Consider the following 25,194-nt stretch of genomic DNA (forward strand, 5'->3'; position numbering starts at 1 on the left):
GCATGTCGTTTGAGCTGCTTGCCACCGATGGCAAGGCTCGTCGTGGTCGCCTGACCTTCCCCCGTGGCACCGTCGAAACCCCGGCCTTCATGCCGGTCGGTACCTACGGCACGGTCAAGGGCATGCTGCCACGGGATATCGAGGCGATTGGCGCTGAAATTATCCTGGGCAACACCTTCCACCTGTGGCTGCGCCCGGGCATGGAAGTGATCAAGAAGCACGGCGACCTGCACGATTTCATGCAGTGGAAAGGCCCGATCCTGACTGACTCCGGCGGTTTCCAGGTGTTCAGCCTGGGCGCCATGCGCAAGATCAAGGAGGAGGGCGTGACCTTCGCCTCGCCGGTCGATGGCGCGAAAGTGTTCATGGGCCCGGAAGAGTCGATGCAGGTCCAGCGTGACCTGGGCTCCGACATCGTGATGATTTTCGACGAATGCACGCCGTACCCGGCCGACGAAGACGTCGCCCGCGTGTCCATGGAGTTGTCGCTGCGTTGGGCGCAGCGCTCGAAGAACGCCCATGCCGACAACACGGCGGCGCTGTTCGGCATCGTTCAGGGCGGCATGCACCAGGATTTGCGCATGCGTTCCCTGGAAGGCCTCGACAAGATCGGCTTCGACGGTCTGGCGATCGGCGGTCTGTCGGTAGGCGAGCCCAAGCATGAGATGATCAAGGTGCTGGATTATCTACCGGGCCAGATGCCGGCTGACAAACCTCGTTACCTTATGGGTGTTGGCAAGCCGGAAGATCTGGTTGAGGGTGTGCGCCGCGGTGTGGACATGTTCGATTGCGTGATGCCAACCCGTAATGCCCGCAATGGGCATCTGTTCATTGATACTGGCGTGATCAAGATCCGTAACGCGTTCCATCGCCATGATGATTCGCCGCTGGATCCGACCTGCGATTGCTATACCTGCCAGAGCTTCTCCCGCGCTTATCTGCATCACCTGGACAAGTGCGGCGAAATGCTGGGAAGCATGCTCAATACCATCCATAACTTGCGTCATTATCAAGTGCTTATGGCTGGTTTGCGCGAGGCTATTCAACAGGGTACATTGGCCGCCTTTGTCGATGCCTTCTACGCCAAACGCGGGCTACCCGTTCCGCCTTTGGACTGAGTTTTCTGACCCCAAGATTCAACATTTGCAACTGGAGTGCTAAATGAGCTTTTTTATCTCTAATGCCATGGCAGACGCTGCTGCACCTGCGGCAGCCCCAATGGGCGGCGGCTTTGAGTGGATTTTCCTGGTCGGCTTCCTGGTCATCTTCTACCTGATGATCTGGCGTCCACAGGCCAAGCGCGCCAAAGAGCAGAAGAACCTGCTGAGCAGCCTGCAGAAAGGCGACGAAGTCGTGACCACCGGCGGCATCGCCGGCAAGATCACTAAAGTGGCCGACGATTTCGTCGTTCTGGAAGTTTCCGACACCGTCGAAATGAAATTCCAGAAAGGCGCCATCGCCGCCACCCTGCCTAAAGGCACGCTCAAAGCGATCTAAGTTTCAACTTCTACTCAATCGACGGGGCGCGCAAGGCGCCCCGCGTCATAAGCGGGCGGCGTGATGCTGAACAAATACCCTCTGTGGAAATACATTCTGATCCTGGCGGTGCTGGCGATCGGTCTGATTTATTCCGCTCCCAATCTTTATCCTGATGACCCGGCCATTCAGGTCAGCGGTGCAAGCACTGCGCTGCAGGTCAATCAGGCTGATCTGGACCGTGTGAGCGCTGCTCTCAAGGAAGCCGGGATCAACGTCAAGGCTGCCACCCTGGCTGCCGGCGGCAAGGGCGGTCTGATTCGCCTGGTCAAGGCTGAAGACCAGTTGCCTGCCAAGGACGTCGTGCGCAAGGCGCTGGGTGATGACTACGTTGTCGCGCTGAACCTGGCACAAACCACCCCGCAATGGTTGCGCAGCCTGGCCGCGCACCCGATGAAGCTGGGTCTGGACTTGTCCGGTGGTGTGCACTTCCTGCTCGAAGTGGACATGGACAAAGCCCTGGATGCACGCCTGAAAGTCTACGAAGGCGACGTCAAGAGCCTGTTGCGTAAAGAGAAACTGCGCTATCGCAGCCTGCCGCAACTGGGTGGTGCCATTCAGCTGGGCTTCTCCGATGAAGCGACCCGCGAACAGGCCCGTTCGATCATTCGCAAGAACTTCAACGATTTCGACATTGTTCCGGCCGACCTCAATGGTCAACCGGTACTGCGTCTGGCGATGACCCCGGCGAAGCTGGCGGAAATCCGCGAATACTCCATCAAGCAGAACTTGACCACGGTACGTAACCGCGTCAACGAGCTGGGTGTTGCCGAACCTATCGTCCAGCGTCAGGGCGCCAACCGTATCGTGGTTGAGCTGCCGGGCGTGCAGGACACCGCAGAAGCCAAGCGTATCCTCGGCAAGACGGCCAACCTCGAATTCCGTCTGGCCGCCGAGCCGGGTGCTTCGAAAGCCACTTCCGAGACCTTCGAGTTCCGTGAGGGCAACCGTCCTCCGGCGCAGATCGAGCGTGGTCTGATCATCACTGGCGACCAGGTGACTGATGCCAAGGCTGGTTTCGGCGAGCACGGTTCGCCGGAAGTGAACATTCGTCTGGACGGCCACGGCGGCGAGCTGATGAGCCGTGCGACCCGCACTAACGTCGGTCGCAGCATGGCAGTGATCTTCATCGAGCAGCGCCCGGTTACCACTTACACCAAGCAAGTGGTCAACGGCGTCGAAAAAGAAGTGCCGGTTCAGTCGTTCAAAGAAGAGAAGAAGATCATCAGCCTGGCGACCATTCAGTCGCCGCTGGGTGCGCAATTCCGCATTACCGGCCTGACCGGCCAGGGCGAATCGTCCGAACTGGCACTGCTGTTGCGTGCCGGTGGTCTGGCGGCGCCGATGTACTTCGCTGAAGAGCGCACCATTGGTCCAAGCCTGGGTGCCGACAACATCGTCAAGGGTGTTGATGCGTCGCTGTGGGGCATGCTGTTCGTCTCGCTGTTCATCATCGCCATCTATCGCTTCTTCGGCATCATCGCCACGGTTGCGCTGGGTGTGAACATGGTGCTGCTGCTGGCACTGATGTCGCTGCTGGGCGCCACGCTGACCCTGCCGGGTATCGCCGGTATCGTGTTGACCATGGGTATGGCGGTCGACGCCAACGTACTGATCTTCTCGCGGATTCGTGAAGAGATTGCGGCGGGCATGAGCGTACAGCGGGCAATCAACGAAGGTTTCGGTCGCGCATTCACCGCGATTCTCGACGCCAACCTGACCACCTTGCTGGTGGGCGGGATCCTGTTTGCCATGGGTACAGGTCCGGTCAAGGGCTTCGCCGTGACCATGTCCCTCGGGGTTCTGACCTCGATGTTCACGGCCATCATGGTCACCCGCGCGATGGTCAACCTGATCTTCGGCGGTCGTGACTTCAAGAAGTTGTGGATTTAAGGGGCTGCCATGTTACGTACAATCAACTTCATGGGCGTTCGCAACGTTGCGTTCGGCGTCACATTGTTCCTTACCGTGCTGGCCTTGTTCAGCGTCGCCACCAAGGGCATGAACTGGGGCCTGGACTTCACCGGCGGTACGCTCATCGAGCTGACCTATGAGCGTCCGGCCGATGTGACCAAGGTGCGTGAGCAGCTTGTTTCCTCGGGCTACCACGAAGCCGTGGTGCAGAACTTCGGCGCCACCACCGATTTGCTGGTGCGCATGCCGGGTGAAGATCCGCAACTGGGTCACCAGGTGGCGGAAGCGCTGCAGAAGGTCGGCGGCGACAACCCGGCGACGGTCAAGCGCGTCGAGTTCGTCGGTCCGCAGGTGGGTGAAGAGCTGCGCGACCAGGGCGGCCTCGGCATGCTGATGGCGCTGGGCGGCATCCTGATCTACCTGGCGTTCCGCTTTCAGTGGAAATTCGCCGTTGGTGCGATCGTGTCCCTGATCCACGACGTGATCGTGACCATCGGTATCCTGTCGTTCTTCCAGATCACCTTCGACCTGACGGTGCTGGCGGCGGTACTGGCGATCATCGGTTACTCACTCAACGACACCATCGTGGTATTCGACCGGGTTCGTGAGAACTTCCGCGTGCTGCGCAAGGCCAGCCTGATCGAGAACATCAATATCTCGACCACCCAGACCCTGCTGCGGACCATCGCGACTTCGGTTTCCACCTTGCTGGCGATCGCGGCACTGTTGTTCTTCGGTGGCGACAACCTGTACGGCTTCTCCCTGGCGCTGCTGGTGGGTGTTCTGGCGGGTACTTACTCGTCGATCTACATCGCCAACGTGGTGCTGATCTGGCTGAACCTGAGTTCCGAAGACCTGATTCCGACGGTGAATACCGAGAAGGAAGTCGACGACCGTCCTTGAAGGAGGCTTCCTCCAGCGATGTAGTCCAAAAGGGCGCGAGTTGAACTCGCGCCTTTTTTTATGCTCCAAGGCTGGGAGAAGCGCGGGTTTATCCCGCATTTGATGGTCAGGAGGTTCATGTGAACAAGTCGATGCTGGTTGGTGCTGTACTGGGTGCTGTCGGTGTGACTGCCGGGGGTGCTGTGGCCACCTACAGCCTGGTTAAAGATAGCGGCCCAGAGTATGCGCAAGTACTCGCCGTTGAGCCGGTCAAGACGCAAATCAAGACTCCACGTGAAGTGTGCAAGGATGTAGCTGTTACCCGGCAAGCGCCGGTGAAAGATCAACACCAGATCGCCGGTACCGTAGTAGGTGCGCTGGCGGGTGGTCTGCTGGGTAACCAGATTGGCGGCGGCACCGGCAAGAAAATTGCCACGGTGGCCGGCGCGGTCGGTGGTGGTTACGCCGGCAACAAGGTTCAGGAAGGCATGCAAGAGCGTGACACCTACACCACGACGCAAACCCGTTGTAATACGGTGAATGACATCAGTGACAAGGTCGTGGGTTACGACGTGCGCTACTCGCTGGACGGTAAAGAGGGGAAAGTGCGAATGGATCGCGATCCTGGTAACCAGATTCCAGTGGATAAAGAGGGCAAGTTGATCTTGTCGGAGAATCAGCAGGCGCATTGATCCGCTGAAGTCAGATTCAAAAAGAAGCACCCTGCGGGGTGCTTTTTTGTGCGCACGAGTCATGCCGCACCCCAATCCCCTGTGGGAGCGAGCCTGCTCGCGAAGGCGTCCTCGCATCCAGCAATGATGGCGGCTGATACACCGCTTTCGCGAGCAGGGTCGCTCCCACAGGGGGTTAGTGTTGTTGCCGGAGATGGATTCCAGGCATAAAAAAAGCACCCCGAAGGGTGCTTTTCTGTCGCTTGGGCGCTTAACGCTTCAGCGAGGCCGGCAGGTGCGGCTGAATCGCCGTCAGGACTGCCTTGAAGCATTTGGTGTTGCCGGCAACGACGTGGCCTTTTTCAAGGAAGTCGTGACCACCGGTGAAGTCGCTCACCAGGCCGCCTGCTTCCTGAATCAGCAGGGCGCCTGCGGCCATGTCCCACTCGGACAGTCCCGACTCCCAGAAGGCGTCGAAACGACCGGCGGCCACGTAGGCCAGGTCCAGGCTTGCCGAACCTGCGCGGCGGATGCCGGCGGTCTGGCCAACCAGGGCGCGGAACATGCCCAGGTAGTTGTCGAGGTTGTCCATCTGGTCGTCACGGAACGGGAAACCAGTACCCAGCAGGGCGCCTTCCAGGCTGGTGCGGCCGCTGACGCGCAGGCGACGACCGTTCAGTTGAGCGCCGCGACCACGGCTGGCGGTGAATTCTTCCTGGCGAACCGGGTCCAGAACAACGGCGTGTTCCAGGCGACCGCGGTATTTGCAGGCGATGCTGACAGCGAAGTGAGGAATGCCGCGCAGGAAGTTGGTGGTGCCGTCCAGTGGGTCGATGATCCACAGGTACTCTTCGCCTTCGATCCCGGTACCGGCGTGCAGGCCGGTCTCTTCACCCATGATCGAATGGTTCGGGTAAGCCTTGCGCAGCGCGTCGATGATTTTCTGTTCAGCGGCGCGGTCCACCTCGGATACGTAATCCTTGGCGTCTTTTTCGTCGACCTTGATGGTATCCAGGCGCTCGATGGAGCGGAAGATCAATTCACTGGCGCTGCGGGCGGCGCGCAGCGCGATATTCAGCATGGGCTGCATGGATGTGTCACCTAAGGTTGTTAAAGAAAGCCGGGCATTCTATCAGAAAGTTTCTACAGGTGAAGGACGACGTTCGCTTTCATGGCTTAACGGTAGTGAGCGCTGTAAGATTCTGCTCCCGATAATGTGTTCGAGAGCGCCTCCCTTGCTGCAAAACATTCGTGTCGTCCTGGTCAATACCAGCCATCCGGGCAATATCGGCGGGACTGCGCGCGCCATGAAAAACATGGGGCTGTCGCGGCTGGTGCTGGTCGAGCCACGCTTGTTCCCGCATCACGAGGCCGATGCCCGTGCCTCCGGTGCCGGAGACATCCTTGAAAAAGCGCAAGTCGTCGCCACCTTGGAAGATGCCTTGGTCGGCTGCAATCTGGTGCTCGGCACCAGCGCCCGTGACCGCCGGATTCCCTGGCCGCTGCTCGATCCCCGTGAATGCGGTGCGAAAGTGGTGGAGGAAGCCGGGCAGGGCGCCGAGATCGCCCTGGTGTTCGGTCGTGAAGATTCCGGCCTGACCAATGAAGAGCTGCAGCGATGTCATTATCACGTGCACATCCCATCCGACCCTGAGTTCAGCTCGCTGAACCTTGGGGCGGCGGTGCAGGTGTTGAGTTATGAAGTGCGCATGTCCTGGCTGGCGGCCGAAGGTCAGCCAAGCAAGGTCGAGAAGGAAGAAGTGGCATCGGTCAAAAGCGCTGAGCTGGCGACCATGGATGAGCTGGAGCGATTCTATGAACACCTGGAGCAGACCCTGGTGGCCATTGAGTTTCTCGATCCGCAAAAGCCACGGCACTTGATGGCGCGCCTGCGCCGGTTGTACGGACGCAGCTCGGTCAGCCGGGCGGAAATGAATATATTGCGTGGCATCCTCACGGAAACCCAAAAAGCGGCCCGTGGCGAGCTTCTGAAGCGGAAGGATTAATGATGTTCGAGCGTTTGCGTGAAGATATCCAGAGTGTTTTCCATCGTGATCCAGCGGCGCGTAATGCTTTTGAAGTTCTGACCTGCTACCCGGGCATGCATGCCATCTGGATCCATCGGCTGTCATCGATGTTGTGGCGTGCCGACCTGAAATGGCTGGCGCGGCTGGTGTCGAACTTCGGTCGCTGGCTGACCGGGATCGAGATCCATCCGGGTGCCAGGGTCGGTCGGCGTTTCTTTATTGACCACGGCATGGGCATTGTCATCGGTGAAACCGCCGAGATCGGCAATGATGTGACCCTGTATCAGGGCGTGACCCTGGGCGGCACCAGCTGGAACAAGGGCAAGCGTCACCCGACCCTTGAAGATGGTGTGGTGGTCGGCGCTGGCGCCAAGGTGCTTGGCCCGTTCACGGTCGGTGCCGGGGCCAAGGTCGGTTCCAATGCAGTGGTCACCAAGGCGGTGCCGGCGGGTGCGACCGTTGTCGGGATTCCGGGGCGGATTATCGTCAAGTCCGATGAGGAGCAAGATGCCAAGCGCAAGGCCATGGCCGAGAAAATCGGTTTTGATGCTTATGGTGTCAGCGAAGACATGCCGGACCCGGTGGCTCGCGCCATCAATCAACTGCTTGATCACCTGCAGGCCGTGGATGGTCGTCTGGAGGGGATGTGCGGGGCGTTGAAGGATCTGGGCAGTAATTACTGTGCCAAGGATCTGCCTGAGCTGCGCGAAGAAGACTTCGCCTGTGTGAAGGACAAGGATCAGACTAAGGCCAGTTAACGCCTTTGCAGGTCGTATTCAGGCAATGGCACAGCGCTAAGCGGTGTGCCATTAAGCCGCAGACCCTGATATCATGCGCCCGCTCTTTGCGGGTAAACCTGACTAAAGTACTAGGTCTTATAGTTGACTTAAATACTCGGGAATTGCATACTCGCTCCATTCCGAACTCCGTGGTAATTGTCCATGCGACTGACTACAAAAGGCCGATACGCCGTGACCGCCATGCTCGATCTGGCGTTGCACGCGCAGCACGGGCCCGTGTCCCTGGCCGATATCTCCGAGCGCCAAGGCATCTCCCTGTCCTACCTCGAGCAGCTGTTCGCCAAGCTGCGCCGCAGCAACCTGGTGTCCAGCGTTCGTGGGCCAGGCGGCGGTTACCAGCTGTCACGGGACATGCAAGGTATCCAGGTCGCCCAGGTGATCGATGCGGTGAACGAATCGGTCGATGCCACCAAATGCCAAGGCCAGGGTGATTGCCATCAAGGCGACACCTGCCTGACCCACCACTTGTGGTGCGATCTGAGCCTGCAGATTCACGAATTTCTGAGCGGTATCAGCTTGGCTGACCTTGTGACTCGCCGTGAGGTACAAGAAGTAGCCCAGCGTCAGGATCAACGCCGTTGCAACAGCAAGGCGCCACGCCTGGACAAGATTGAAGCGTCCGCCGTCGAATGACAGCCAGAGAGCTAACGGCGCGCCAGCCAGCCTGATTTAGGAGATAGTCCATGAAATTGCCGATTTACCTTGATTACTCTGCGACTACCCCGGTTGATCCGCGTGTCGCGCAAAAAATGAGTGAATGCCTGCTGGTCGACGGAAACTTCGGTAACCCGGCGTCCCGTTCCCACGTGTTCGGCTGGAAAGCTGAAGAGTCCGTCGAAAACGCCCGTCGTCAGGTGGCCGACCTGGTCAATGCCGACCCGCGCGAAATCGTCTGGACCTCCGGTGCCACCGAATCCGACAACCTGGCAATCAAGGGTGCGGCACATTTCTACGCCACCAAAGGCAAGCACCTGATCACCACCAAGATCGAGCACAAGGCTGTCCTGGACACCATGCGCCAACTGGAGCGTGAAGGCTTTGAAGTCACCTACATCGAGCCTCGTACTGACGGCCTGGTGACTCCGGAGATGGTCGAAGCCGAGCTGCGCGACGACACCATCCTGGTTTCGGTCATGCACGTGAACAACGAAATCGGTACCGTCAACGATATCGCCGCCATTGGCGAGCTGACCCGTTCCAAAGGCATCCTGTTTCACGTCGACGCCGCTCAGTCCACCGGCAAGGTCGAGATCGACCTGCAGAAGCTGAAAGTCGACCTGATGTCGTTCTCCGCCCACAAGACTTATGGCCCCAAAGGCATCGGCGCCCTGTACGTGAGCCGCAAGCCGCGTGTGCGCATCGAAGCAACCATGCACGGCGGCGGTCACGAGCGCGGCATGCGCTCCGGCACCCTGGCGACCCACCAGATCGTCGGCATGGGTGAAGCCTTCCGCGTAGCCAAGGAAGACATGGCGGCCGAGAACGCGCGCATCAAGGCCCTGAGCGACCGCTTCTACAAGCAGGTCGAGCACCTGGAAGAGCTGTACGTCAACGGCAGCATGACCGCCCGCGTTCCGCACAACCTGAACCTGAGCTTCAACTACGTTGAAGGCGAGTCGCTGATCATGGCGCTCAAGGATCTGGCGGTTTCGTCCGGTTCGGCTTGCACCTCGGCATCGCTTGAGCCGTCCTACGTACTGCGCGCCCTGGGCCGCAACGACGAACTGGCACACAGCTCGATCCGTTTCACCTTCGGCCGTTTCACCACGGAAGAAGAAATCGACTACGCCGCGCAGAAAGTCTGCGAGGCCGTAACCAAGCTGCGCGCTCTGTCGCCGCTGTGGGACATGTACAAAGACGGTGTCGACATTTCGAAAATCGAGTGGGCGGCACACTGATTTCAAGTCGCCGCGAACCAGCCCTGCGGACCCAGGTTCCGGGGCTTTAAGAGCGACTCTCTGATGAGTGAGGATTAAGAACCATGGCTTACAGCGAAAAGGTCATCGACCACTACGAAAACCCGCGCAACGTCGGCAAGATGGACGCGGAAGATCCTGATGTCGGCACCGGCATGGTCGGCGCACCGGCTTGCGGCGACGTGATGCGCCTGCAGATCAAGGTCAACGACGCCGGCATCATCGAAGATGCCAAGTTCAAGACCTATGGCTGCGGTTCGGCCATCGCTTCCAGCTCCCTGGCCACTGAGTGGATGAAGGGCAAGACGCTGGACGAGGCAGAAACCATCAAGAACACCCAGCTGGCCGAAGAACTGGCGCTGCCGCCAGTGAAAATTCACTGCTCCGTGCTCGCTGAAGACGCCATCAAGGCGGCCGTTCGCGACTACAAGCAGAAGAAAGGCTTGATCTGACTTTCAGGATTTGGCGACGAGTAAGGAGTCACCGATGGCTATCAGCATGACAGAAGCGGCTGCTCGACACGTGCGACGCTCCCTCGACGGGCGCGGCAAAGGTGAGGGGATTCGCCTGGGTGTTCGCACCACAGGCTGTTCCGGCCTTGCCTACGTGCTGGAGTTTGTCGACGAGGTGGTTGCAGAGGATCAGGTGTTCGAAAGTCACGGCGAAAAAGTGATCATCGACCCGAAAAGCCTGGCCTACCTGGACGGCACCGAGCTCGATTTCGTCAAGGAAGGGTTGAACGAAGGCTTCAAGTTCAACAACCCCAACGTGCGCGGTGAATGTGGCTGCGGCGAAAGCTTCAACATCTGAGGCTGCTCGTGGGTACTCCTTGTCATTTCGCTTTATTTGAGCTGCAGCCGAGTTTCAATCTGGACCTCGATCAGCTGGCTTCGCGTTACCGCGAGCTGGCGCGCAGCGTTCATCCGGACCGCTTTGCTGACGCCTCCGAGCGTGAGCAGCGGCTGGCGCTAGAGCAATCCGCGAGCCTCAACGAGGCCTACCAGACGCTCAAGAGTCCCCCCAAGCGCGCGCGATACCTGCTCGCCTTGAATGGTGGCGAGCTGCCACTGGAGGTCACGGTGCATGACCCGGAGTTTCTTCTGCAACAGATGGAATTGCGCGAAGAGCTCGAGGACCTGCAGGACAGCGCCGACTTGTCGGGCGTTGCCGCGTTCAAGCGCCGGTTGAAGACTGCCCAGGATGAACTGAACCAAAGCTTCGCAGCTTGCTGGAATGATGCCGCGCAACGTGAACGGGCCGAACGCCTGATGCGGCGCATGCAGTTCCTCGACAAGCTCACCTACGAAGTGCGCCAGTTAGAAGAGCGCCTCGACGATTAACCCAGTGCCGCTCCGGTCGCACGCCTGATATACAGATAAGTCCTGATAACGATGGCCCTACTGCAGATCGCCGAACCCGGCCAAAGTCCTCAACCGCACCAGCGTCGTCTGGCTGTGGGGATCGACTTGGGCACTACCAATTCGCTGGTCGCTGCATTGCGCAGTGGACTTTCCGAGCCTCTGGCCGACGCAGAAGGGCGGGTTATCCTGCCGTCTGCCGTGCGCTACCACGCCGATCACGTCGAGGTTGGCGAATCCGCCAAACTGGCTGCCGCCACCGATCCCCTGAATACCGTGCTGTCGGTCAAGCGCTTGATGGGTCGTGGTCTGTCCGACGTCAAGCAATTGGGCGAGCAACTGCCGTACCGCTTTGTCGGTGGCGAATCGCACATGCCGTTCATCGACACGATCCAGGGCCCGAAAAGCCCGGTCGAAGTCTCCGCCGATATCCTCAAGGTCCTGCGCCAGCGCGCCGAAGCCACTTTGGGCGGGGAGCTGGTAGGTGCGGTGATTACCGTTCCGGCCTATTTCGACGACGCTCAGCGTCAAGCCACCAAGGATGCGGCCAAGCTGGCCGGTCTCAACGTGCTGCGTTTGCTCAATGAGCCGACCGCGGCGGCGGTGGCATATGGTCTGGATCAGCACGCCGAGGGCCTGGTCGCCATTTATGACCTGGGCGGCGGCACCTTCGATATTTCGATTCTGCGTCTGACCGGTGGTGTATTCGAAGTGCTGGCCACCGGTGGCGACAGTGCCCTGGGTGGCGATGACTTCGACCATGCAATCGCCGGCTGGATCATCGAGAGCGCCGGCTTGTCCGCCGATCTCGATCCGGGTGAGCAACGCAATCTGCTGCAAACCGCTTGCGCGGCAAAAGAAGCGCTGACCCATGCCGCTTCGGTTGAAGTCGTTTATGGCGACTGGAAAGCCGAGCTGTCCCGCGAAGCTTTCAATGCGCTGATCGAGCCAATGGTTGCCCGCAGCCTGAAGGCCTGTCGCCGCGCCGTTCGCGACTCCGGTATCGAACTGGAAGAAGTGCATGCGGTGGTGATGGTCGGTGGTTCGACCCGTGTTCCGCGCGTGCGCGAAGCCGTCGCCGAAGCCTTCGGTCGCCAGCCGCTGACTGAAATCGATCCGGATCAAGTGGTGGCCATCGGTGCCGCGATCCAGGCCGATACCCTGGCCGGCAACAAGCGCGATGGCAGTGAATTGCTGCTGCTTGACGTGATTCCGTTGTCCCTGGGGCTGGAAACCATGGGTGGCCTGATGGAGAAGGTGATTCCGCGCAACACCACCATCCCCGTTGCCCGCGCCCAGGACTTCACCACTTATAAAGATGGCCAGTCGGCCATGGCGATCCACGTATTGCAGGGCGAGCGCGAGCTGATCAGCGACTGTCGCTCCCTGGCGCGCTTCGAATTGCGTGGCATTCCGGCGATGGTTGCCGGAGCGGCGAAGATTCGCGTGACCTTCCAGGTCGATGCCGACGGTCTGCTGAGCGTCTCCGCTCGTGAGCTGGGCTCGGGTGTCGAAGCCAGCATCCAGGTCAAGCCATCCTACGGCCTGACCGACGGCGAAATCGCCAAGATGCTCAAGGATTCCTTCCAGCACGCCAACGACGACAAGGTGGCCCGCGTATTGCGCGAGCAGCAGGTCGATGCCCAGCGCCTGATCGAAGCGGTACAGGCTGCCCTGGAAGCCGACGGCGAGCGCTTGCTTGATGCCGATGAGCGCATGGTCATCGAGCTGCAGGTGCAGGAACTGACCGAACTGATGAAAGGTACCGATGGTTACGCCATCGAGCAGCAGACCAAGCGTCTGTCGCAAGTGACCGATGCCTTTGCTGCCCGCCGCCTGGACTCGACGGTGAAAGCTGCGCTGGCGGGGCGCAACCTGAATGAGATTGAGGAATAACGATGCCGCAGGTCATTTTTCTGCCACACGAAAAGTTTTGCCCGGAAGGCATGGTTGTGGAGGCTGAACCCGGCATTTCCATCCTCGAGTTGGCCCACGAACATCACATCGAAATGGAAAGTGCCTGTGGCGGCGTCTGCGCCTGCACCACCTGTCACTGCATCATCCGCGAGGGTTTTGACTCGCTGGAAGAAGCCGATGAGCTGGAAGAGGACTATCTTGACAAGGCTTGGGGGCTGGAAGCTCAGTCGCGCCTGGGGTGTCAGGCCAAGGTCGGGACAGAAGACCTGACCGTCGAAATTCCGAAATACTCGCTCAACCACGCAGCCGAAGCGCCGCACTGATTCAAGGAATTGTCATGAGTCTCAAGTGGACTGATGTGCTGGAAATCGCGATCCAGCTGGCTGAAACCAAGCCCGATATCGACCCTATGTCGGTCAACTTCGTCGATCTGCGCAAATGGGTGATGGAATTGCCCGAGTTCGACGACAAGCCTGAACATTGTGGCGAAAAGATCCTGGAGGCCATTCAGGCCCACTGGATCGAAGAACGCGACTGAGCCACGCTGCAGGTTAGGCAATACCCAAGAACCCGCGTATAATTCGCGGGTTTAATTTTTCGCAAATTACCGTTTCTGGAGTTACACCATGGCTGTTCAACGTACTTTCTCCATCATCAAGCCTGACGCCGTTGCTAAAAACGTGATCGGCGAGATCACCACCCGTTTCGAAAAAGCAGGCCTGCGCGTTGTAGCTTCGAAACTGAAGCAACTGTCCAAAGCTGAAGCCGAAGGCTTCTACGCTGAGCACAAAGAGCGCGGTTTCTTCGGTGACCTGGTTGCTTTCATGATCTCCGGTCCGGTTGTCGTTCAGGTTCTGGAAGGCGAAAACGCCATCGCTCTGAACCGTGAGCTGATGGGCGCTACCAACCCTAAAGAAGCAGCTGCCGGCACCATCCGTGCTGACTTCGCTGAATCCATCGACGCCAACGCTGTACACGGCTCGGACTCCGAAGCCGCTGCCGCTCGCGAAATCTCGTACTTCTTCGCAGCTACTGAAGTAACCACTCGCTAAGCATTGGCTTAAGAGTGAAGGTGAATCCATGACTACATCGACTGTTAAAACCAACCTGCTGGGTCTCACCCAGTCGGAAATGGAAAAATTCTTCGACTCAATCGGGGAGAAGCGTTTCCGTGCCGGTCAGGTAATGAAATGGATTCACCACTTTGGCGTCGATGATTTCGACGCCATGACGAACGTCAGCAAGGCCTTGCGCGAAAAGCTCAAGGCTGTTGCTGAAGTTCGCGGCCCCGAAGTGGTCAGCGAGGACATCTCCAGCGACGGCACCCGCAAGTGGGTGGTGCGCGTGGCGTCCGGCAGCTGCGTCGAGACCGTGTACATTCCCCAGGGCAAACGCGGCACCTTGTGCGTTTCGTCCCAGGCAGGCTGTGCCCTGGATTGCAGTTTCTGCTCCACCGGCAAGCAAGGCTTCAACAGCAACCTCACCGCCGCCGAAGTCATTGGCCAGGTGTGGATTGCCAACAAATCCTTTGGCAGCGTCCCGGCGACCGTCGACCGTGCCATCACCAACGTGGTGATGATGGGCATGGGTGAGCCGCTGCTGAACTTCGACAACGTCATTGCCGCCATGCATCTGATGATGGATGACCTGGGCTATGGCATTTCCAAGCGCCGCGTAACCCTGTCCACCTCGGGCGTGGTGCCGATGATCGATGAACTGTCCAAGCACATCGACGTCTCCCTGGCGTTGTCCCTGCACGCACCGAATGACGCATTGCGTAACCAATTGGTGCCGATCAACAAGAAGTATCCGCTTAAGATGCTCCTCGAGTCGTGCCAGCGCTACATGTCGTCCCTGGGCGAAAAGCGCGTGCTGACCATCGAGTACACCTTGCTCAAGGACGTGAACGACAAGGTCGAGCACGCGGTCGAGATGATCGAGTTGCTCAAGAACATCCCGTGCAAGATCAACCTGATTCCTTTCAACCCGTTCCCGCACTCCGGGTACGAGCGGCCGAGCAACAACGCCATTCGTCGGTTCCAGGATCAGCTTCATCATGCCGGTTTCAACGTCACTGTCCGCACCACCCGTGGTGAAGACATCGACGCCGCTTGTGGTCAACTGGTAGGGCAGGTGCTGGATCGCACCCGTCGCAGCGAACGTTATATCGCGGTGCGTGAATTGAGCGCCGAGAACGATATTGCTTCGAGCGCCGCGAATAAGTAACCAAGAGAGGATCTCTATGTCCCTGCGCTTTGCGCTGCTTTTGCTATTGGCCAGCCTCTGTGCTGGCTGTGTGCTTTCGGGCGATTACAACCCGATGAAGACCAGCAAGGGCCGCGACGAAGCGCGTGAGGCGTATGTGCAGCTGGGCATCGGTTATCTGCAGCAGGGCATGACCGAACGGGCAAAAGTGCCATTGAAGAAAGCCCTGGAACTGGATGATGCGGACCCGGACGCCAACGCGGCGCTGGGGCTGGTGTTCCAGGCCGAGATGGAGCCGGAACTGGCCGACCAGCATTTTCGCAAGGCGCTGTCTTTCCGTCCCGCCGATGCGCGAATCCTCAATAACTACGGCAGTTTTCTTTTCGAGCAAAAACGTTACAAGGAAGCCTACGGGCGCTTTGAGCAGGCCGCCGCCGATACCCTGTATCCTGAGCGTTCGCGAGTGTTCGAGAACCTGGGCATGACCGCTTCGATGCTTGGCCAGCGGGAGTTGGCCCAGCAGCAACTGGAAAAAGCCCTGCGTTTGAATCGCCAACAACCACGCGCATTGCTGGAAATGGCTGAGTTGTCTTACGAAGACAGGCATTATGTGCCCGCGCGTGACTACTACGATCGTTTTAGTCTGCTCGCCGAGCAAAATGCACGTAGTCTATTGCTCGGCGTTCGGCTGGCAAAAGTGTTTGAAGATCGCGACAAGGCCGCAAGTGCAGGCCTGCAATTAAAACGACTCTATCCCGGTACACCGGAATATCAGCAATACCTGTCGGAGCAATGATGAAAGCGGCGCATCCCGAAGTTGTAGCAGCGAATCGCGTTAATCCCGGTGAGACCCTGCGCCAGGCCCGCGAAAGCAATGGCTGGTCGCTGGCCGAAGTGGCTCTCAAGCTCAACCTCACCGTCAACTCCCTGAGCAATCTGGAAGCCGGCGAGTTCGACAAGTTGCCTGGGCACACCTTTGCTCGCGGCTATATTCGCGCCTATGCCAAATTGCTCGGCATGGACCAGGCCGTTCTGGTCCAGCAGTTCGATCAATCCACCGGTACCGACTCCCACGGCAGCAGCGTGCATAGCCTGGGTCGTATCGAAGAACCGGTTCGGGTTTCCCATACCATCCTGCGTGTTGTCAGCCTGTTGCTGCTGGTGGCGGTGATTGGTGGTGGTTTTGTCTGGTGGCAGGATCAAACCTCGCTGCGCACCAAGGACCTGATCAGCCTGAGCCCTGAACACGTGGAAGTCGAAGGCGCCGACGGCACCACCCAGATTCATCCGCTGGACGAGCCGGAAGACCAGGCTGTCGCGGAAGGTCAGGCTGAAAACACTACCGCCCTGGCATTGCCGCCAGCCGAGACCGCGGCTGAAGCGCCGGCTGACGCTCAAGCGACGGCACCCGTAGCGCCAGCGGCACCGGCGCACAGTACGGCTCCGGTTGTCGCGACGCCTGCGACTCCGGCCCCGGCTGTTCCGGCCGTACCGGCCCCGACAGTCACTGCACCGATTGCCCCGAGCGTTCCAGCGCAAGCGGCTGCGACGCCAGCTCCGGCAGCGGCAGCGGCTCCGGTGGCCGGCCAGGGTCAGGTTCAACTGCAATTCACCGCCGATTGCTGGACGCAAGTGACCGATGGCAGCGGCAAGGTGTTGTTCAGTGGTCTCAAGCGCAAGGGCGATAGCCTTTCCGTCAGTGGCAAGCCACCGTTTGCCGTCCGCCTGGGCTTCGCCCGTGGCGCGCAGGTCAGCTACAACGGCCAGTCGGTCGATGTAGCTCCGTTCACCAGTGGCGAGACTGCTCGCCTGAAGTTGGGTCAATAAGTCATGCACGGCGAATCTCCAATCAAACGTCGCGAATCGCGCAAGATCTGGGTCGGTAACGTGCCTGTTGGCGGCGATGCGCCTATCGCTGTGCAGAGCATGACCAACAGCGACACTAACGATGTCGCGGCCACCGTGGCGCAGATCAATCGTCTGGAAGCGGCTGGCGTCGATATCGTGCGGGTATCCGTACCGGACATGGACGCCGCCGAGGCCTTCGGCAAGATCAAGCAACTGGTCAAGGTGCCATTGGTGGCCGATATCCATTTCGACTACCGCATTGCGTTGCGCGTCGCCGAGCTGGGTGTCGACTGCCTGCGAATCAACCCGGGCAACATCGGTCGTGAAGATCGCGTACGCGCCGTGGTCGATGCCGCCCGTGATCGCGGCATTCCGATTCGCATCGGCGTCAACGCCGGCTCCCTGGAAAAAGATCTGCAAAAAAAATACGGCGAGCCGACCCCGGCTGCGCTGGTCGAGTCGGCCTTGCGCCATGTCGAACACCTTGAACGCCTGAATTTCCAGGACTTCAAGGTCAGCGTGAAAGCCTCCGACGTGTTCATGGCCGTCGAAGCCTACCGCCTGCTGGCCAAGGAAATCGTCCAGCCGCTGCACCTGGGCATCACCGAAGCCGGTGGTTTGCGTTCAGGCACGGTGAAATCCGCCGTGGGCCTCGGTATGCTGCTCGCCGAAGGGATTGGCGATACTATTCGCATCTCGTTGGCGGCCGACCCGGTCGAGGAAGTGAAAGTCGGCTACGACATTCTCAAATCCCTGCACCTGCGTTCCCGTGGCATCAACTTCATCGCCTGCCCGAGCTGCTCGCGGCAGAACTTCGATGTGGTCAAGACCATGAACGAGCTGGAAGGGCGCCTCGAAGATCTGCTGGTGCCGCTGGATGTCGCAGTCATCGGTTGCGTGGTCAACGGACCGGGTGAAGCCAAGGAAGCCCATATCGGCTTGACCGGCGGCACGCCAAACCTGATTTACATCGACGGCAAGCCGTCGCAGAAACTGACGAATGACAATCTGGTGGATGAGCTTGAACGCTTGATCCGCCAGAAAGCGGCCGAAAAGGTCGAAGCTGACGCTGCCGTTATCGCGCGCGGCTGATCGAACGAATTAAGGAAATTTTGTGAGCAAGTCTCTGCAAGCCATTCGTGGCATGAACGATATCCTGCCCGAACAGACCCCGCTGTGGCGTCATTTCGAAGGCAAAGTTTCGCGTCTGCTGGATAACTACGGTTACAAGCAGATCCGCATGCCGATCGTCGAGTTCACCGAGCTGTTCAAACGCTCCATTGGTGAAGTGACCGATATCGTCGAAAAAGAGATGTACACCTTCGACGACCGCAACGGCGATTCCCTGACCTTGCGTCCTGAAGGCACCGCGGCGTGCGTGCGTGCGGTGCTCGAGCACGGCATCACTGGTGGTGGCCAGGTGCAGAAACTCTGGTACATCGGCCCGATGTTCCGCCACGAGCGGCCGCAGAAAGGTCGTTATCGCCAGTTCCACCAGATCGGTGTCGAGGTGTTCAACCTCGACGGTCCGGACATCGATGCTGAACTGATCGTGTTGACCTGGCGCCTGTGGGGCGAACTGGGCATCCGTGATGCGGTCAAGCTCGAGCTCAACAGCCTGGGTACCAGCGAGTCCCGTGGTCGTTACCGCGAAGCGTTGGTGGAGTTTCTCTCCAGGCACCTGGACAAACTGGATGAAGACAGCCAGCGTCGCCTGAAGACCAACCCATTGCGGGTACTGGACACCAAGAACGCCGAGACGCAGGCGATTCTGGTCGATGCGCCGAAAATGGCCGATTACCTCGACGAAGAGTCCCGCGTGCACTTCGAGGGCCTCAAGGCGCGTCTGGACGCTGCCGGCATTCCTTACGTGATCAACCCGAAGCTGGTTCGCGGGCTGGATTACTACAGCAAGACCGTTTTCGAGTGGGTCACCGACAAACTGGGCGCCCAGGGCACCGTGTGTGCCGGTGGTCGTTACGACGGCCTGGTCGAGCAGATGGGTGGCAAGCCGACCGCGGGTGTCGGTTTCGCCATGGGCATCGAACGCCTGGTCCTGCTGCTCGAAACCCTCGAGCAGATCCCGCAAGAGATCTCCCGTCAGGTCGACGTCTACCTCTGCGCCTTCGGTGAAGAAGCCGAGTTGGCCGGCCTGGCTCTGGCCGAGCGTGTGCGTGATCAATTGCCCAACCTGCGCCTGCAAGTGAATGCCGGCGCCGGCAGCTTCAAAAGCCAGTTCAAGAAAGCCGACAAGAGCGGTGCGTTGTATGCATTGATCCTCGGTGACGACGAGATGGCCCAGCAAGTGGTAGGTTTCAAACCCCTGCGTGGCCAGGGCGAACAACAAAGCATTGCCTGGGATGCGCTTGCTGCACACCTGGCCACCTGCGTCGTGCAGGGTTGAAGCTGTCTTAACAGCCGATTTAGCGATTAAGGAGTATTGGGGTGTCGAGTACCGAAGACGAACAGCTGGCGGATTTGAAGGAATGGTGGTCACGCAACGGTAAGCCCCTGGTCACTGGCGGCCTGTTGGCGCTGGTTATCGTGTTCGGCTGGCAGGCGTTCCAGAAGTATCAGAACAACCAGTCGCAAGGCGCCTCGGTGCTCTATCAGCAATTGCTGGAGACCACGCTGACGCCTGACGGCAAGCCTGACGCGGCCCGTGTTTCGGACCTCGCAGCCAAGCTCAACAGCGAATTCGGCGGCAGCGCCTATGCGCAATACGGCAGCCTGTTCGTGGCGAAAGTCGCCGTCGACAGCGGCAAGCTGGATGACGCGGCCAGCGAACTGAAAGCCATTGCCGACAAACCGGCCAACCCGGCACTGGGCGAAATCGCCCGTCAGCGCCTGGCGCAGGTGCTGGGCGCGCAGAACAAGGCCGATGAAGCCCTGAAACTGCTCGAAGGCGATGCCGACAAGGCTTTCCTGGCCACTCGCGAAGAACTCAAGGGCGACCTGCTGGTGCAGCTGGGCCGTACCGATGAAGCGCACGCGGCGTATCAAAAAGCCAAGGCGGCACTGTCGGATGAAGCGGCGGTCGGTGGCCTACAAATCAAGCTGGATGACCTGGCCAAAGGGGATGCGTGACGTGATCCGTTGGAAACATGCAGCATTGCTGACCTTGGCCATTCTGGCCGCGGGTTGCAGCAGCAACAGCAAGAAAGAACTGCCACCGGCCGAATTGACCGATTTCAAGGAAGAAGTGGTTCTGCAAAAACAGTGGAGTCGTTCGATCGGTGACGGTCAGGGCGAAACCTACAACATGCTGGTACCGGCGATCGATGGCAGCACCATCTATGCCGCCGATGTAACCGGTGTGGTGATGGCGATGGATCGCAGCAACGGCGACGTCAAGTGGAAGAAAGATCTCGAACTGCCTGTTTCCGGCGCCGTTGGCGTCGCTTACGGTCTGCTGACGGTCGGTACGACCAAGGGTGAGATCGTTGCCCTGGATGCCATCAGCGGCGAAGAGAAATGGCGCTCCCGCGTGTCCAGCGAAGTTCTTGCACCACCGGCCAACAACGGCGATGTGGTTGTGGTTCAGACCCAGGACGATCGTCTGATCGGTCTGGACGCCGCGACCGGCAACCAGCGCTGGTTGTACGACAGCACGCCTGCCGTATTGACCCTGCGTGGTACCAGCGCGCCGATCGTCACCAACCGCCTCGCGGTGGCTGGCCTGTCGACCGGTAAAGTGGTCGCTCTCGACATTTCCAACGGCGTGCCGGTCTGGGAACAGCGTGTAGCGATCCCGCAAGGCCGTTCGGAGCTGGAGCGCGTTGTCGACATCGACGGCGGCCTGCTGCTGTCCGGCGAAACGATTTATGTCGCGAGCTACCAGGGTCGCGTTGCGGCGCTGGACCTGCAAAGCGGTCGGCAGCTGTGGCAGCGTGATGCTTCCAGCTACGCCGGTGTCGCCCAGGGTTTTGGCAGCGTCTACGTGAGCCTGTCTTCGGGCACCGTTGAAGGCGTCGACGAACGTTCCACCACTGCCCTGTGGAGCAACGATTCGCTGGCCCGCCGTCAACTCTCGGCCCCGGAAGTGTTCTCCAGCTACGTTGCAGTCGGTGACCTGGAAGGTTACCTGCACCTGCTGAGTCAGGTGGACGGTCGTTTCGTCGGCCGCGAACGCATCGACAGCGACGGCCTGCGTGCCCGTCCGCTGGTGGTGGGTGACACGATTTATGTCTATGGCAACAGCGGCAAACTGGAAGCCCTGACCATTAAGTAAAGGTTTGACTATGCTTGGGGTTAACCCCCCAGGCGGCCCCGATTTTCGGGGTTTGCAGCGTTTGCATACGCTGCCCCGAGCACCAGCCGCTGCCTCGCAGCGGCTTTTGTATTTTCTGAAATAACGAAGTGGAGAGCCGCATGGTTCCCGTAATCGCCCTGGTGGGCCGACCGAACGTCGGCAAGTCCACCTTGTTCAACCGCCTGACCAGGACTCGCGACGCCATTGTCGGCGACTTGTCCGGTCTGACCCGTGATCGCCAGTACGGTGAGGCCAAGTGGCAAGGGCGTTCCTACATTCTGATCGACACCGGCGGTATCTCCGGTGACGAGCATGGTATGGACGAAAAAATGGCCGAGCAGTCGCTGCTGGCCATTGAAGAAGCGGATGTAGTGCTGTTCCTGGTAGATGCCAAGGCCGGTTTCACCGCCGCCGACCAGATGATCGCCGAGCATTTGCGCAAACGTAACAAGCGTTCTCACGTGGTGGCCAACAAGGTCGACAACATCGACCCGGAAATGGCTCGCGCCGAATTCGCCCCGTTGGGCATGGGCCACGCGATCCCGATCGCCGGCGCCCACGGTCGCGGCATCACCCAGCTGCTGGAAGCGGCACTGAGTGAATTCCCGAAAGACGAAGACGAGCTGGAAGAAGGCGAGGAAGAGGACGTTGCAGAAGGCGAGGAAGCCAAGCGCATTCCTGGCCCGAGCGAAAAAGACGGGATCAAGATCGCCATCATCGGCCGGCCGAACGTCGGCAAGTCGACCCTGGTCAACCGCATGCTCGGTGAAGACCGGGTGATCGTGTATGACCAGCCCGGCACCACCCGCGACAGTATCTACATCCCGTTCGAGCGTAACGACGAGAAGTACACGCTGATCGACACCGCCGGTGTGCGTAAGCGCGGCAAGATCCACGAAGAAGTTGAAAAGTTCTCCGTGGTCAAAACCCTGCAAGCCATCAAAGACGCCAACGTGGTGATCTTTGTGATGGACGCCCGCGAAGGCGTGGTGGATCACGACCTCAACCTGCTGGGCTTTGCCATTGAGTCGGGTCGTGCGCTGGTCATCGCGATCAACAAGTGGGACGGCATGACGCCGAGCGAGCGTGACTTCGTGAAGGTCGAGCTGCAACGTCGACTGTTCTTCGTTGACTACGCCGACATCCACTTCATCTCGGCACTGCACGGCACTGGCGTTGGCAACCTCTACGCCTCGGTACAGAACTCGTTCAAGTCCGCGGTCACCCGCTGGCCGACCAACCGCCTGACCCAGATCCTGGAAGACGCGGTTGGCGAGCACGCGCCGCCGATGGTCAACAACCGCCGGATCAAGCTGCGTTACGCCCACCTGGGTGGTGCGAACCCGCCGATCATCGTGATTCACGGTAACCAGATCGAGAAGGTGCCGAAGTCTTACGTGCGTTATCTGGAAAACACGTATCGCCGTGTCTTGAAGCTGGTCGGTACGCCGATCCGCATCGAGTTCAAAGGCGGCGAGAACCCGTACGAAGGCAACAAGAACTCGCTGACCGACCGCCAGGTCAACAAGAAGCGTCGCTTGATGTCGCACCACAAGAAGGCCGACAAGAAGCGCCGCGACAAGCGCTGATTCAAAGCTTGCCTCACCCCTGTGGGAGCGAGCCTGCTCGCCAATGCAATCTGTCAGTCGACGTTTATGGCGACTGACACACCGTCTTCGCGAGCAGGCTCGCTCCCACCGGGGGCGGTGGAGAAGAAGGGCGCTTTTGGCGCCCTTTTTTTATGGGCGCCGGATGGGCTATCCTCGGGCTCTCCCGCGCCGCCGTTAGAGCCGGGTGTAGAGCAGGGAATCACCGATGATCACCAGTAAGCTGCCGAATGTCGGCATCACTATCTTCACTCAGATGTCTCAGCTCGCGGCGCAGACCGGGGCGCTTAATCTGTCCCAGGGTTTTCCCGATTTCGACGGCCCGCAAGCCCTGCGTGACGCGGTCGGTCGGCACATCGCCAGTGGCCACAACCAGTACTCGCCCATGACGGGCCTACCGGCCCTGCGTCAGCAGATTGCGGCGAAGATTACCCGTAGCTATGGCGTCAACGTCGATGCCGATCACGAGGTGACTGTCACTCCCGGTGCGACCCAGGCGATTTTCTGCGCCATTCAGGCGGTTATCCACAGCGGTGATGAAGTCATCGTGTTCGATCCGGCTTATGACAGTTACGAACCTTCGGTGGAGCTGGCCGGTGGGCGCTGTGTGCATGTGCAATTGGGCGTGAAGGATTTCAGTATCGACTTCGAGAAACTCGCCGAAGCCCTGAGCCCGCGCACGCGGATGATCATCCTCAATACCCCGCACAACCCCAGCGGCGCGCTGATCAGTCGTGCCGAACTGGATCAGTTGGCGGCGTTGATCCGCGATCGCGATATCTATGTGATCAGCGACGAAGTCTACGAACACCTGGTGTACGACGGCATGCCTCACGTCAGCGTGCTGGCGCATGAAGAACTGTATCAGCGCGCTTTTGTGGTCAGTTCCTTCGGCAAGACCTACCACGTCACCGGCTGGAAAACCGGCTACGTGGTCGCGCCACCCGCCCTGACGGCCGAGCTGCGCAAGGTGCACCAGTACGTCAGTTTCTGCGGGGTGACCCCGCTGCAATATGCCCTGGCCGATTACATGGCCGAGCACCCGGAACACGTCGAAGAATTGCCAGGTTTTTATCAGGCCAAGCGCGACTTGTTCTGCGATCTGCTAGCACCGTCGCGTTTCAGTTTCACCCGGGTGGCGGGCACTTATTTTCAGTTGGTCGACTACTCGCAGATCCGCCCGGACCTCAATGATGTCGAAATGGCACTGTGGATGACCCGCGAACACGGCGTCGCCAGCATTCCGATCTCGGTGTTTTACCAGGCGCCGCCCGAAGGCCAGCGCCTTGTGCGGCTGTGTTTTGCCAAGCGCGAGGAGACCCTGCGTGAAGCGGCGGAAAAACTATGCGTGATCTGAGTGCATTGTCGAAGCTGACCGTTGCGCTGATCCAGACGACCCTGGCCTGGCACGACCGCCAGGCCAATCTGGAGCACTTCGAGCCGCTGCTCGAACAGGCGCGCGGTGCCGATCTGATCATCCTGCCGGAGATGTTCACCACCGGTTTCTCCATGGAGTCCGAGACGCTGGCCGAGGCGGAAAACGGCCCCACCAGCAAATGGTTGCGGACTCAGGCGGCGAAGCTCGATGCGGTGATTACCGGTAGCGTCATCATTCAGGTCGCCGATGGCAGTCATCGTAATCGCCTGTTGTGGGCGCGGCCGGACGGCGAGGTGCTGCACTACGACAAGCGGCACCTGTTCCGCATGGCCGGCGAGCACAATCACTACACCCCCGGCGAGCGTCAGGTGCAGTTCGAGCTCAAGGGCTGGCGGGTGCGACCATTGATTTGCTATGACCTGCGTTTTCCGGTGTGGAGCCGCGATGCCCAGGACACCGACCTGCTGTTGTATACCGCCAATTGGCCGGGCGCTCGACGTCAGCACTGGAACCGGTTGCTGCCGGCACGGGCGATCGAGAACCTGTGCTACGTGGCAGCGGTGAACCGCGTCGGCACCGACGGCAAAGGCTTTGCCTATACCGGTGACAGTCAGGTGCTGGATTTCCAGGGCGAGACATTGCTCAGCGCAGGGGAGGCGGATGGGGTGTTCAAGGTGGTGCTGGATGCGGCGGAACTGGCGGCTTACCGGCAGCGGTTTCCGGCGAACCTGGATGCGGATACGTTCGAGTTCACCTGATATTCGCGGTGCCTGACAGGACCTCATCGCCAGCAGGCTGGCTCCCACATTGGAAAATCGATCTCCTGTGGGAGCCAGCCTGCTGGCGATAGGGCCAGAACAGGCAGCACAAAACCAACAGTCAA

The 25,194-nt window shown here is 59.7% G+C and carries 27 protein-coding genes; 26 read left to right on the forward strand and 1 reads right to left on the reverse strand.

Annotated features, from left to right (window positions below):
- The first annotated feature begins 2 nt into the window (after positions 1-2).
- From tgt to AC07ZE_RS05540, 5 genes are all read left to right on the forward strand, one after another.
- Entirely contained in the window at positions 3-1,118 is a 1,116-nt protein-coding gene (gene tgt, locus AC07ZE_RS05520) for a tRNA guanosine(34) transglycosylase Tgt (RefSeq protein ID WP_207267764.1), read from the forward strand.
- A 43-nt stretch (positions 1,119-1,161) separates the two neighbouring features.
- Positions 1,162-1,497, forward strand: coding sequence for a preprotein translocase subunit YajC (gene yajC, locus AC07ZE_RS05525; RefSeq protein WP_007956696.1), 336 nt, complete (start codon positions 1,162-1,164; stop codon positions 1,495-1,497).
- 63 nt (positions 1,498-1,560) lie between these two features.
- Complete coding sequence (secD, locus tag AC07ZE_RS05530) at positions 1,561-3,429, forward strand: protein translocase subunit SecD (RefSeq protein ID WP_095193783.1); 1,869 nt, start codon at positions 1,561-1,563, stop codon at positions 3,427-3,429.
- 9 nt (positions 3,430-3,438) lie between these two features.
- Positions 3,439-4,353 carry a protein translocase subunit SecF gene (gene secF / locus AC07ZE_RS05535; protein ID WP_095193782.1) on the forward strand — a complete coding sequence of 305 codons (915 nt, stop codon included), beginning with the start codon at positions 3,439-3,441 and terminating at the stop codon, positions 4,351-4,353.
- Between the two features lie 119 nt (positions 4,354-4,472).
- Positions 4,473-5,024: a glycine zipper 2TM domain-containing protein gene (locus AC07ZE_RS05540; RefSeq protein WP_207262152.1), complete on the forward strand. Its 552-nt coding sequence runs from the start codon at positions 4,473-4,475 to the stop codon at positions 5,022-5,024.
- 250 nt (positions 5,025-5,274) lie between these two features.
- On the opposite strand, the gene suhB is transcribed toward AC07ZE_RS05540, so the two are convergent.
- Complete coding sequence (suhB, locus tag AC07ZE_RS05545) at positions 5,275-6,093, reverse strand: type III secretion system regulator SuhB (protein WP_207262160.1); 819 nt, start codon at positions 6,091-6,093, stop codon at positions 5,275-5,277.
- A 145-nt stretch (positions 6,094-6,238) separates the two neighbouring features.
- Here suhB and trmJ point away from each other — a divergent pair, with 145 nt between their 5' ends.
- The 21 genes from trmJ (at position 6,239) to AC07ZE_RS05650 (ending at position 25,069) form a co-directional block, all read left to right on the forward strand.
- Positions 6,239-7,009, forward strand: coding sequence for a tRNA (cytosine(32)/uridine(32)-2'-O)-methyltransferase TrmJ (gene trmJ / locus AC07ZE_RS05550; protein WP_207262161.1), 771 nt, complete (start codon positions 6,239-6,241; stop codon positions 7,007-7,009).
- A 2-nt stretch (positions 7,010-7,011) separates the two neighbouring features.
- The gene (cysE, locus tag AC07ZE_RS05555) at positions 7,012-7,788 is read left to right on the forward strand and encodes a serine O-acetyltransferase (RefSeq protein ID WP_207262162.1); all 777 of its coding nucleotides are present in this window, start codon (positions 7,012-7,014) and stop codon (positions 7,786-7,788) included.
- A gap of 183 nt (positions 7,789-7,971) precedes the next feature.
- On the forward strand, positions 7,972-8,463 hold the full coding sequence (gene iscR, locus AC07ZE_RS05560) for a Fe-S cluster assembly transcriptional regulator IscR (protein ID WP_007903581.1): 492 nt from the start codon (positions 7,972-7,974) through the stop codon (positions 8,461-8,463).
- 50 nt (positions 8,464-8,513) lie between these two features.
- Positions 8,514-9,728 carry an IscS subfamily cysteine desulfurase gene (locus AC07ZE_RS05565; RefSeq protein WP_137804819.1) on the forward strand — a complete coding sequence of 405 codons (1,215 nt, stop codon included), beginning with the start codon at positions 8,514-8,516 and terminating at the stop codon, positions 9,726-9,728.
- Between the two features lie 83 nt (positions 9,729-9,811).
- Positions 9,812-10,198 carry a Fe-S cluster assembly scaffold IscU gene (iscU, locus tag AC07ZE_RS05570; RefSeq protein ID WP_007974006.1) on the forward strand — a complete coding sequence of 129 codons (387 nt, stop codon included), beginning with the start codon at positions 9,812-9,814 and terminating at the stop codon, positions 10,196-10,198.
- Between the two features lie 34 nt (positions 10,199-10,232).
- A complete protein-coding gene (iscA, locus tag AC07ZE_RS05575; protein ID WP_003227904.1) occupies positions 10,233-10,556 on the forward strand; it encodes an iron-sulfur cluster assembly protein IscA in 324 nt (107 codons plus the stop codon).
- 8 nt (positions 10,557-10,564) lie between these two features.
- The gene (gene hscB, locus AC07ZE_RS05580) at positions 10,565-11,086 is read left to right on the forward strand and encodes a co-chaperone HscB (protein ID WP_095193778.1); all 522 of its coding nucleotides are present in this window, start codon (positions 10,565-10,567) and stop codon (positions 11,084-11,086) included.
- 51 nt (positions 11,087-11,137) lie between these two features.
- Positions 11,138-13,000, forward strand: coding sequence for a Fe-S protein assembly chaperone HscA (gene hscA / locus AC07ZE_RS05585; RefSeq protein ID WP_207262163.1), 1,863 nt, complete (start codon positions 11,138-11,140; stop codon positions 12,998-13,000).
- A gap of 2 nt (positions 13,001-13,002) precedes the next feature.
- Positions 13,003-13,344 carry an ISC system 2Fe-2S type ferredoxin gene (fdx, locus tag AC07ZE_RS05590; RefSeq protein ID WP_207262164.1) on the forward strand — a complete coding sequence of 114 codons (342 nt, stop codon included), beginning with the start codon at positions 13,003-13,005 and terminating at the stop codon, positions 13,342-13,344.
- A 14-nt stretch (positions 13,345-13,358) separates the two neighbouring features.
- A complete protein-coding gene (gene iscX, locus AC07ZE_RS05595; protein WP_207262170.1) occupies positions 13,359-13,559 on the forward strand; it encodes a Fe-S cluster assembly protein IscX in 201 nt (66 codons plus the stop codon).
- 88 nt (positions 13,560-13,647) lie between these two features.
- The gene (ndk, locus tag AC07ZE_RS05600) at positions 13,648-14,073 is read left to right on the forward strand and encodes a nucleoside-diphosphate kinase (RefSeq protein WP_007964426.1); all 426 of its coding nucleotides are present in this window, start codon (positions 13,648-13,650) and stop codon (positions 14,071-14,073) included.
- A 28-nt stretch (positions 14,074-14,101) separates the two neighbouring features.
- The gene (gene rlmN / locus AC07ZE_RS05605; protein WP_095193775.1) at positions 14,102-15,247 is read left to right on the forward strand and encodes a dual-specificity RNA methyltransferase RlmN; all 1,146 of its coding nucleotides are present in this window, start codon (positions 14,102-14,104) and stop codon (positions 15,245-15,247) included.
- Between the two features lie 16 nt (positions 15,248-15,263).
- Positions 15,264-16,022, forward strand: coding sequence for a type IV pilus biogenesis/stability protein PilW (pilW, locus tag AC07ZE_RS05610; protein ID WP_207262180.1), 759 nt, complete (start codon positions 15,264-15,266; stop codon positions 16,020-16,022).
- Positions 16,022-17,053 (forward strand): RodZ domain-containing protein, encoded by a 1,032-nt coding sequence (locus AC07ZE_RS05615; RefSeq protein ID WP_207262182.1) that lies wholly within the window; start codon positions 16,022-16,024, stop codon positions 17,051-17,053. The genes pilW and AC07ZE_RS05615 overlap by 1 nt, the downstream gene beginning before the upstream one ends.
- 3 nt (positions 17,054-17,056) lie before the next feature.
- The gene (gene ispG / locus AC07ZE_RS05620; RefSeq protein WP_003185136.1) at positions 17,057-18,166 is read left to right on the forward strand and encodes a flavodoxin-dependent (E)-4-hydroxy-3-methylbut-2-enyl-diphosphate synthase; all 1,110 of its coding nucleotides are present in this window, start codon (positions 17,057-17,059) and stop codon (positions 18,164-18,166) included.
- A 22-nt stretch (positions 18,167-18,188) separates the two neighbouring features.
- Positions 18,189-19,478 carry a histidine--tRNA ligase gene (hisS, locus tag AC07ZE_RS05625; protein WP_207262184.1) on the forward strand — a complete coding sequence of 430 codons (1,290 nt, stop codon included), beginning with the start codon at positions 18,189-18,191 and terminating at the stop codon, positions 19,476-19,478.
- 41 nt (positions 19,479-19,519) lie between these two features.
- Positions 19,520-20,161: a YfgM family protein gene (locus AC07ZE_RS05630; RefSeq protein ID WP_137804812.1), complete on the forward strand. Its 642-nt coding sequence runs from the start codon at positions 19,520-19,522 to the stop codon at positions 20,159-20,161.
- The gene (gene bamB / locus AC07ZE_RS05635) at positions 20,154-21,305 is read left to right on the forward strand and encodes an outer membrane protein assembly factor BamB (protein ID WP_095193770.1); all 1,152 of its coding nucleotides are present in this window, start codon (positions 20,154-20,156) and stop codon (positions 21,303-21,305) included. Before AC07ZE_RS05630 ends, bamB begins: the two co-directional genes overlap by 8 nt.
- A gap of 140 nt (positions 21,306-21,445) precedes the next feature.
- Positions 21,446-22,915 (forward strand): ribosome biogenesis GTPase Der, encoded by a 1,470-nt coding sequence (der, locus tag AC07ZE_RS05640; RefSeq protein WP_095193769.1) that lies wholly within the window; start codon positions 21,446-21,448, stop codon positions 22,913-22,915.
- Between the two features lie 226 nt (positions 22,916-23,141).
- Positions 23,142-24,290, forward strand: a complete 1,149-nt coding sequence (locus AC07ZE_RS05645; protein ID WP_207262186.1) for a pyridoxal phosphate-dependent aminotransferase — start codon at positions 23,142-23,144, stop codon at positions 24,288-24,290.
- On the forward strand, positions 24,278-25,069 hold the full coding sequence (locus tag AC07ZE_RS05650) for an amidohydrolase (protein ID WP_207262188.1): 792 nt from the start codon (positions 24,278-24,280) through the stop codon (positions 25,067-25,069). Before AC07ZE_RS05645 ends, AC07ZE_RS05650 begins: the two co-directional genes overlap by 13 nt.
- The last annotated feature ends 125 nt before the right edge of the window (positions 25,070-25,194 follow it).

The sequence above is a fragment of the Pseudomonas sp. GW101-3H06 genome (assembly GCF_059424605.1).

What these genes read in the sequence shown, in the direction of transcription:
- tgt (WP_207267764.1), top strand. Translation starts at nt 3, where the DNA reads ATGTCGTTTGAGCTGCTTGCCACCGATGGCAAGGCTCGTCGTGGTCGC.
- yajC (WP_007956696.1), top strand. Translation starts at nt 1,162, where the DNA reads ATGAGCTTTTTTATCTCTAATGCCATGGCAGACGCTGCTGCACCTGCG.
- secD (WP_095193783.1), top strand. Translation starts at nt 1,561, where the DNA reads ATGCTGAACAAATACCCTCTGTGGAAATACATTCTGATCCTGGCGGTG.
- secF (WP_095193782.1), top strand. Translation starts at nt 3,439, where the DNA reads ATGTTACGTACAATCAACTTCATGGGCGTTCGCAACGTTGCGTTCGGC.
- suhB (WP_207262160.1), bottom strand. Translation starts at nt 6,093, where the DNA reads ATGCAGCCCATGCTGAATATCGCGCTGCGCGCCGCCCGCAGCGCCAGT.
- cysE (WP_207262162.1), top strand. Translation starts at nt 7,012, where the DNA reads ATGTTCGAGCGTTTGCGTGAAGATATCCAGAGTGTTTTCCATCGTGAT.
- iscR (WP_007903581.1), top strand. Translation starts at nt 7,972, where the DNA reads ATGCGACTGACTACAAAAGGCCGATACGCCGTGACCGCCATGCTCGAT.
- AC07ZE_RS05565 (WP_137804819.1), top strand. Translation starts at nt 8,514, where the DNA reads ATGAAATTGCCGATTTACCTTGATTACTCTGCGACTACCCCGGTTGAT.
- iscU (WP_007974006.1), top strand. Translation starts at nt 9,812, where the DNA reads ATGGCTTACAGCGAAAAGGTCATCGACCACTACGAAAACCCGCGCAAC.
- iscA (WP_003227904.1), top strand. Translation starts at nt 10,233, where the DNA reads ATGGCTATCAGCATGACAGAAGCGGCTGCTCGACACGTGCGACGCTCC.
- hscA (WP_207262163.1), top strand. Translation starts at nt 11,138, where the DNA reads ATGGCCCTACTGCAGATCGCCGAACCCGGCCAAAGTCCTCAACCGCAC.
- fdx (WP_207262164.1), top strand. Translation starts at nt 13,003, where the DNA reads ATGCCGCAGGTCATTTTTCTGCCACACGAAAAGTTTTGCCCGGAAGGC.
- iscX (WP_207262170.1), top strand. Translation starts at nt 13,359, where the DNA reads ATGAGTCTCAAGTGGACTGATGTGCTGGAAATCGCGATCCAGCTGGCT.
- ndk (WP_007964426.1), top strand. Translation starts at nt 13,648, where the DNA reads ATGGCTGTTCAACGTACTTTCTCCATCATCAAGCCTGACGCCGTTGCT.
- rlmN (WP_095193775.1), top strand. Translation starts at nt 14,102, where the DNA reads ATGACTACATCGACTGTTAAAACCAACCTGCTGGGTCTCACCCAGTCG.
- pilW (WP_207262180.1), top strand. Translation starts at nt 15,264, where the DNA reads ATGTCCCTGCGCTTTGCGCTGCTTTTGCTATTGGCCAGCCTCTGTGCT.
- AC07ZE_RS05615 (WP_207262182.1), top strand. Translation starts at nt 16,022, where the DNA reads ATGAAAGCGGCGCATCCCGAAGTTGTAGCAGCGAATCGCGTTAATCCC.
- ispG (WP_003185136.1), top strand. Translation starts at nt 17,057, where the DNA reads ATGCACGGCGAATCTCCAATCAAACGTCGCGAATCGCGCAAGATCTGG.
- bamB (WP_095193770.1), top strand. Translation starts at nt 20,154, where the DNA reads ATGCGTGACGTGATCCGTTGGAAACATGCAGCATTGCTGACCTTGGCC.
- der (WP_095193769.1), top strand. Translation starts at nt 21,446, where the DNA reads ATGGTTCCCGTAATCGCCCTGGTGGGCCGACCGAACGTCGGCAAGTCC.
- AC07ZE_RS05645 (WP_207262186.1), top strand. Translation starts at nt 23,142, where the DNA reads ATGATCACCAGTAAGCTGCCGAATGTCGGCATCACTATCTTCACTCAG.
- AC07ZE_RS05650 (WP_207262188.1), top strand. Translation starts at nt 24,278, where the DNA reads ATGCGTGATCTGAGTGCATTGTCGAAGCTGACCGTTGCGCTGATCCAG.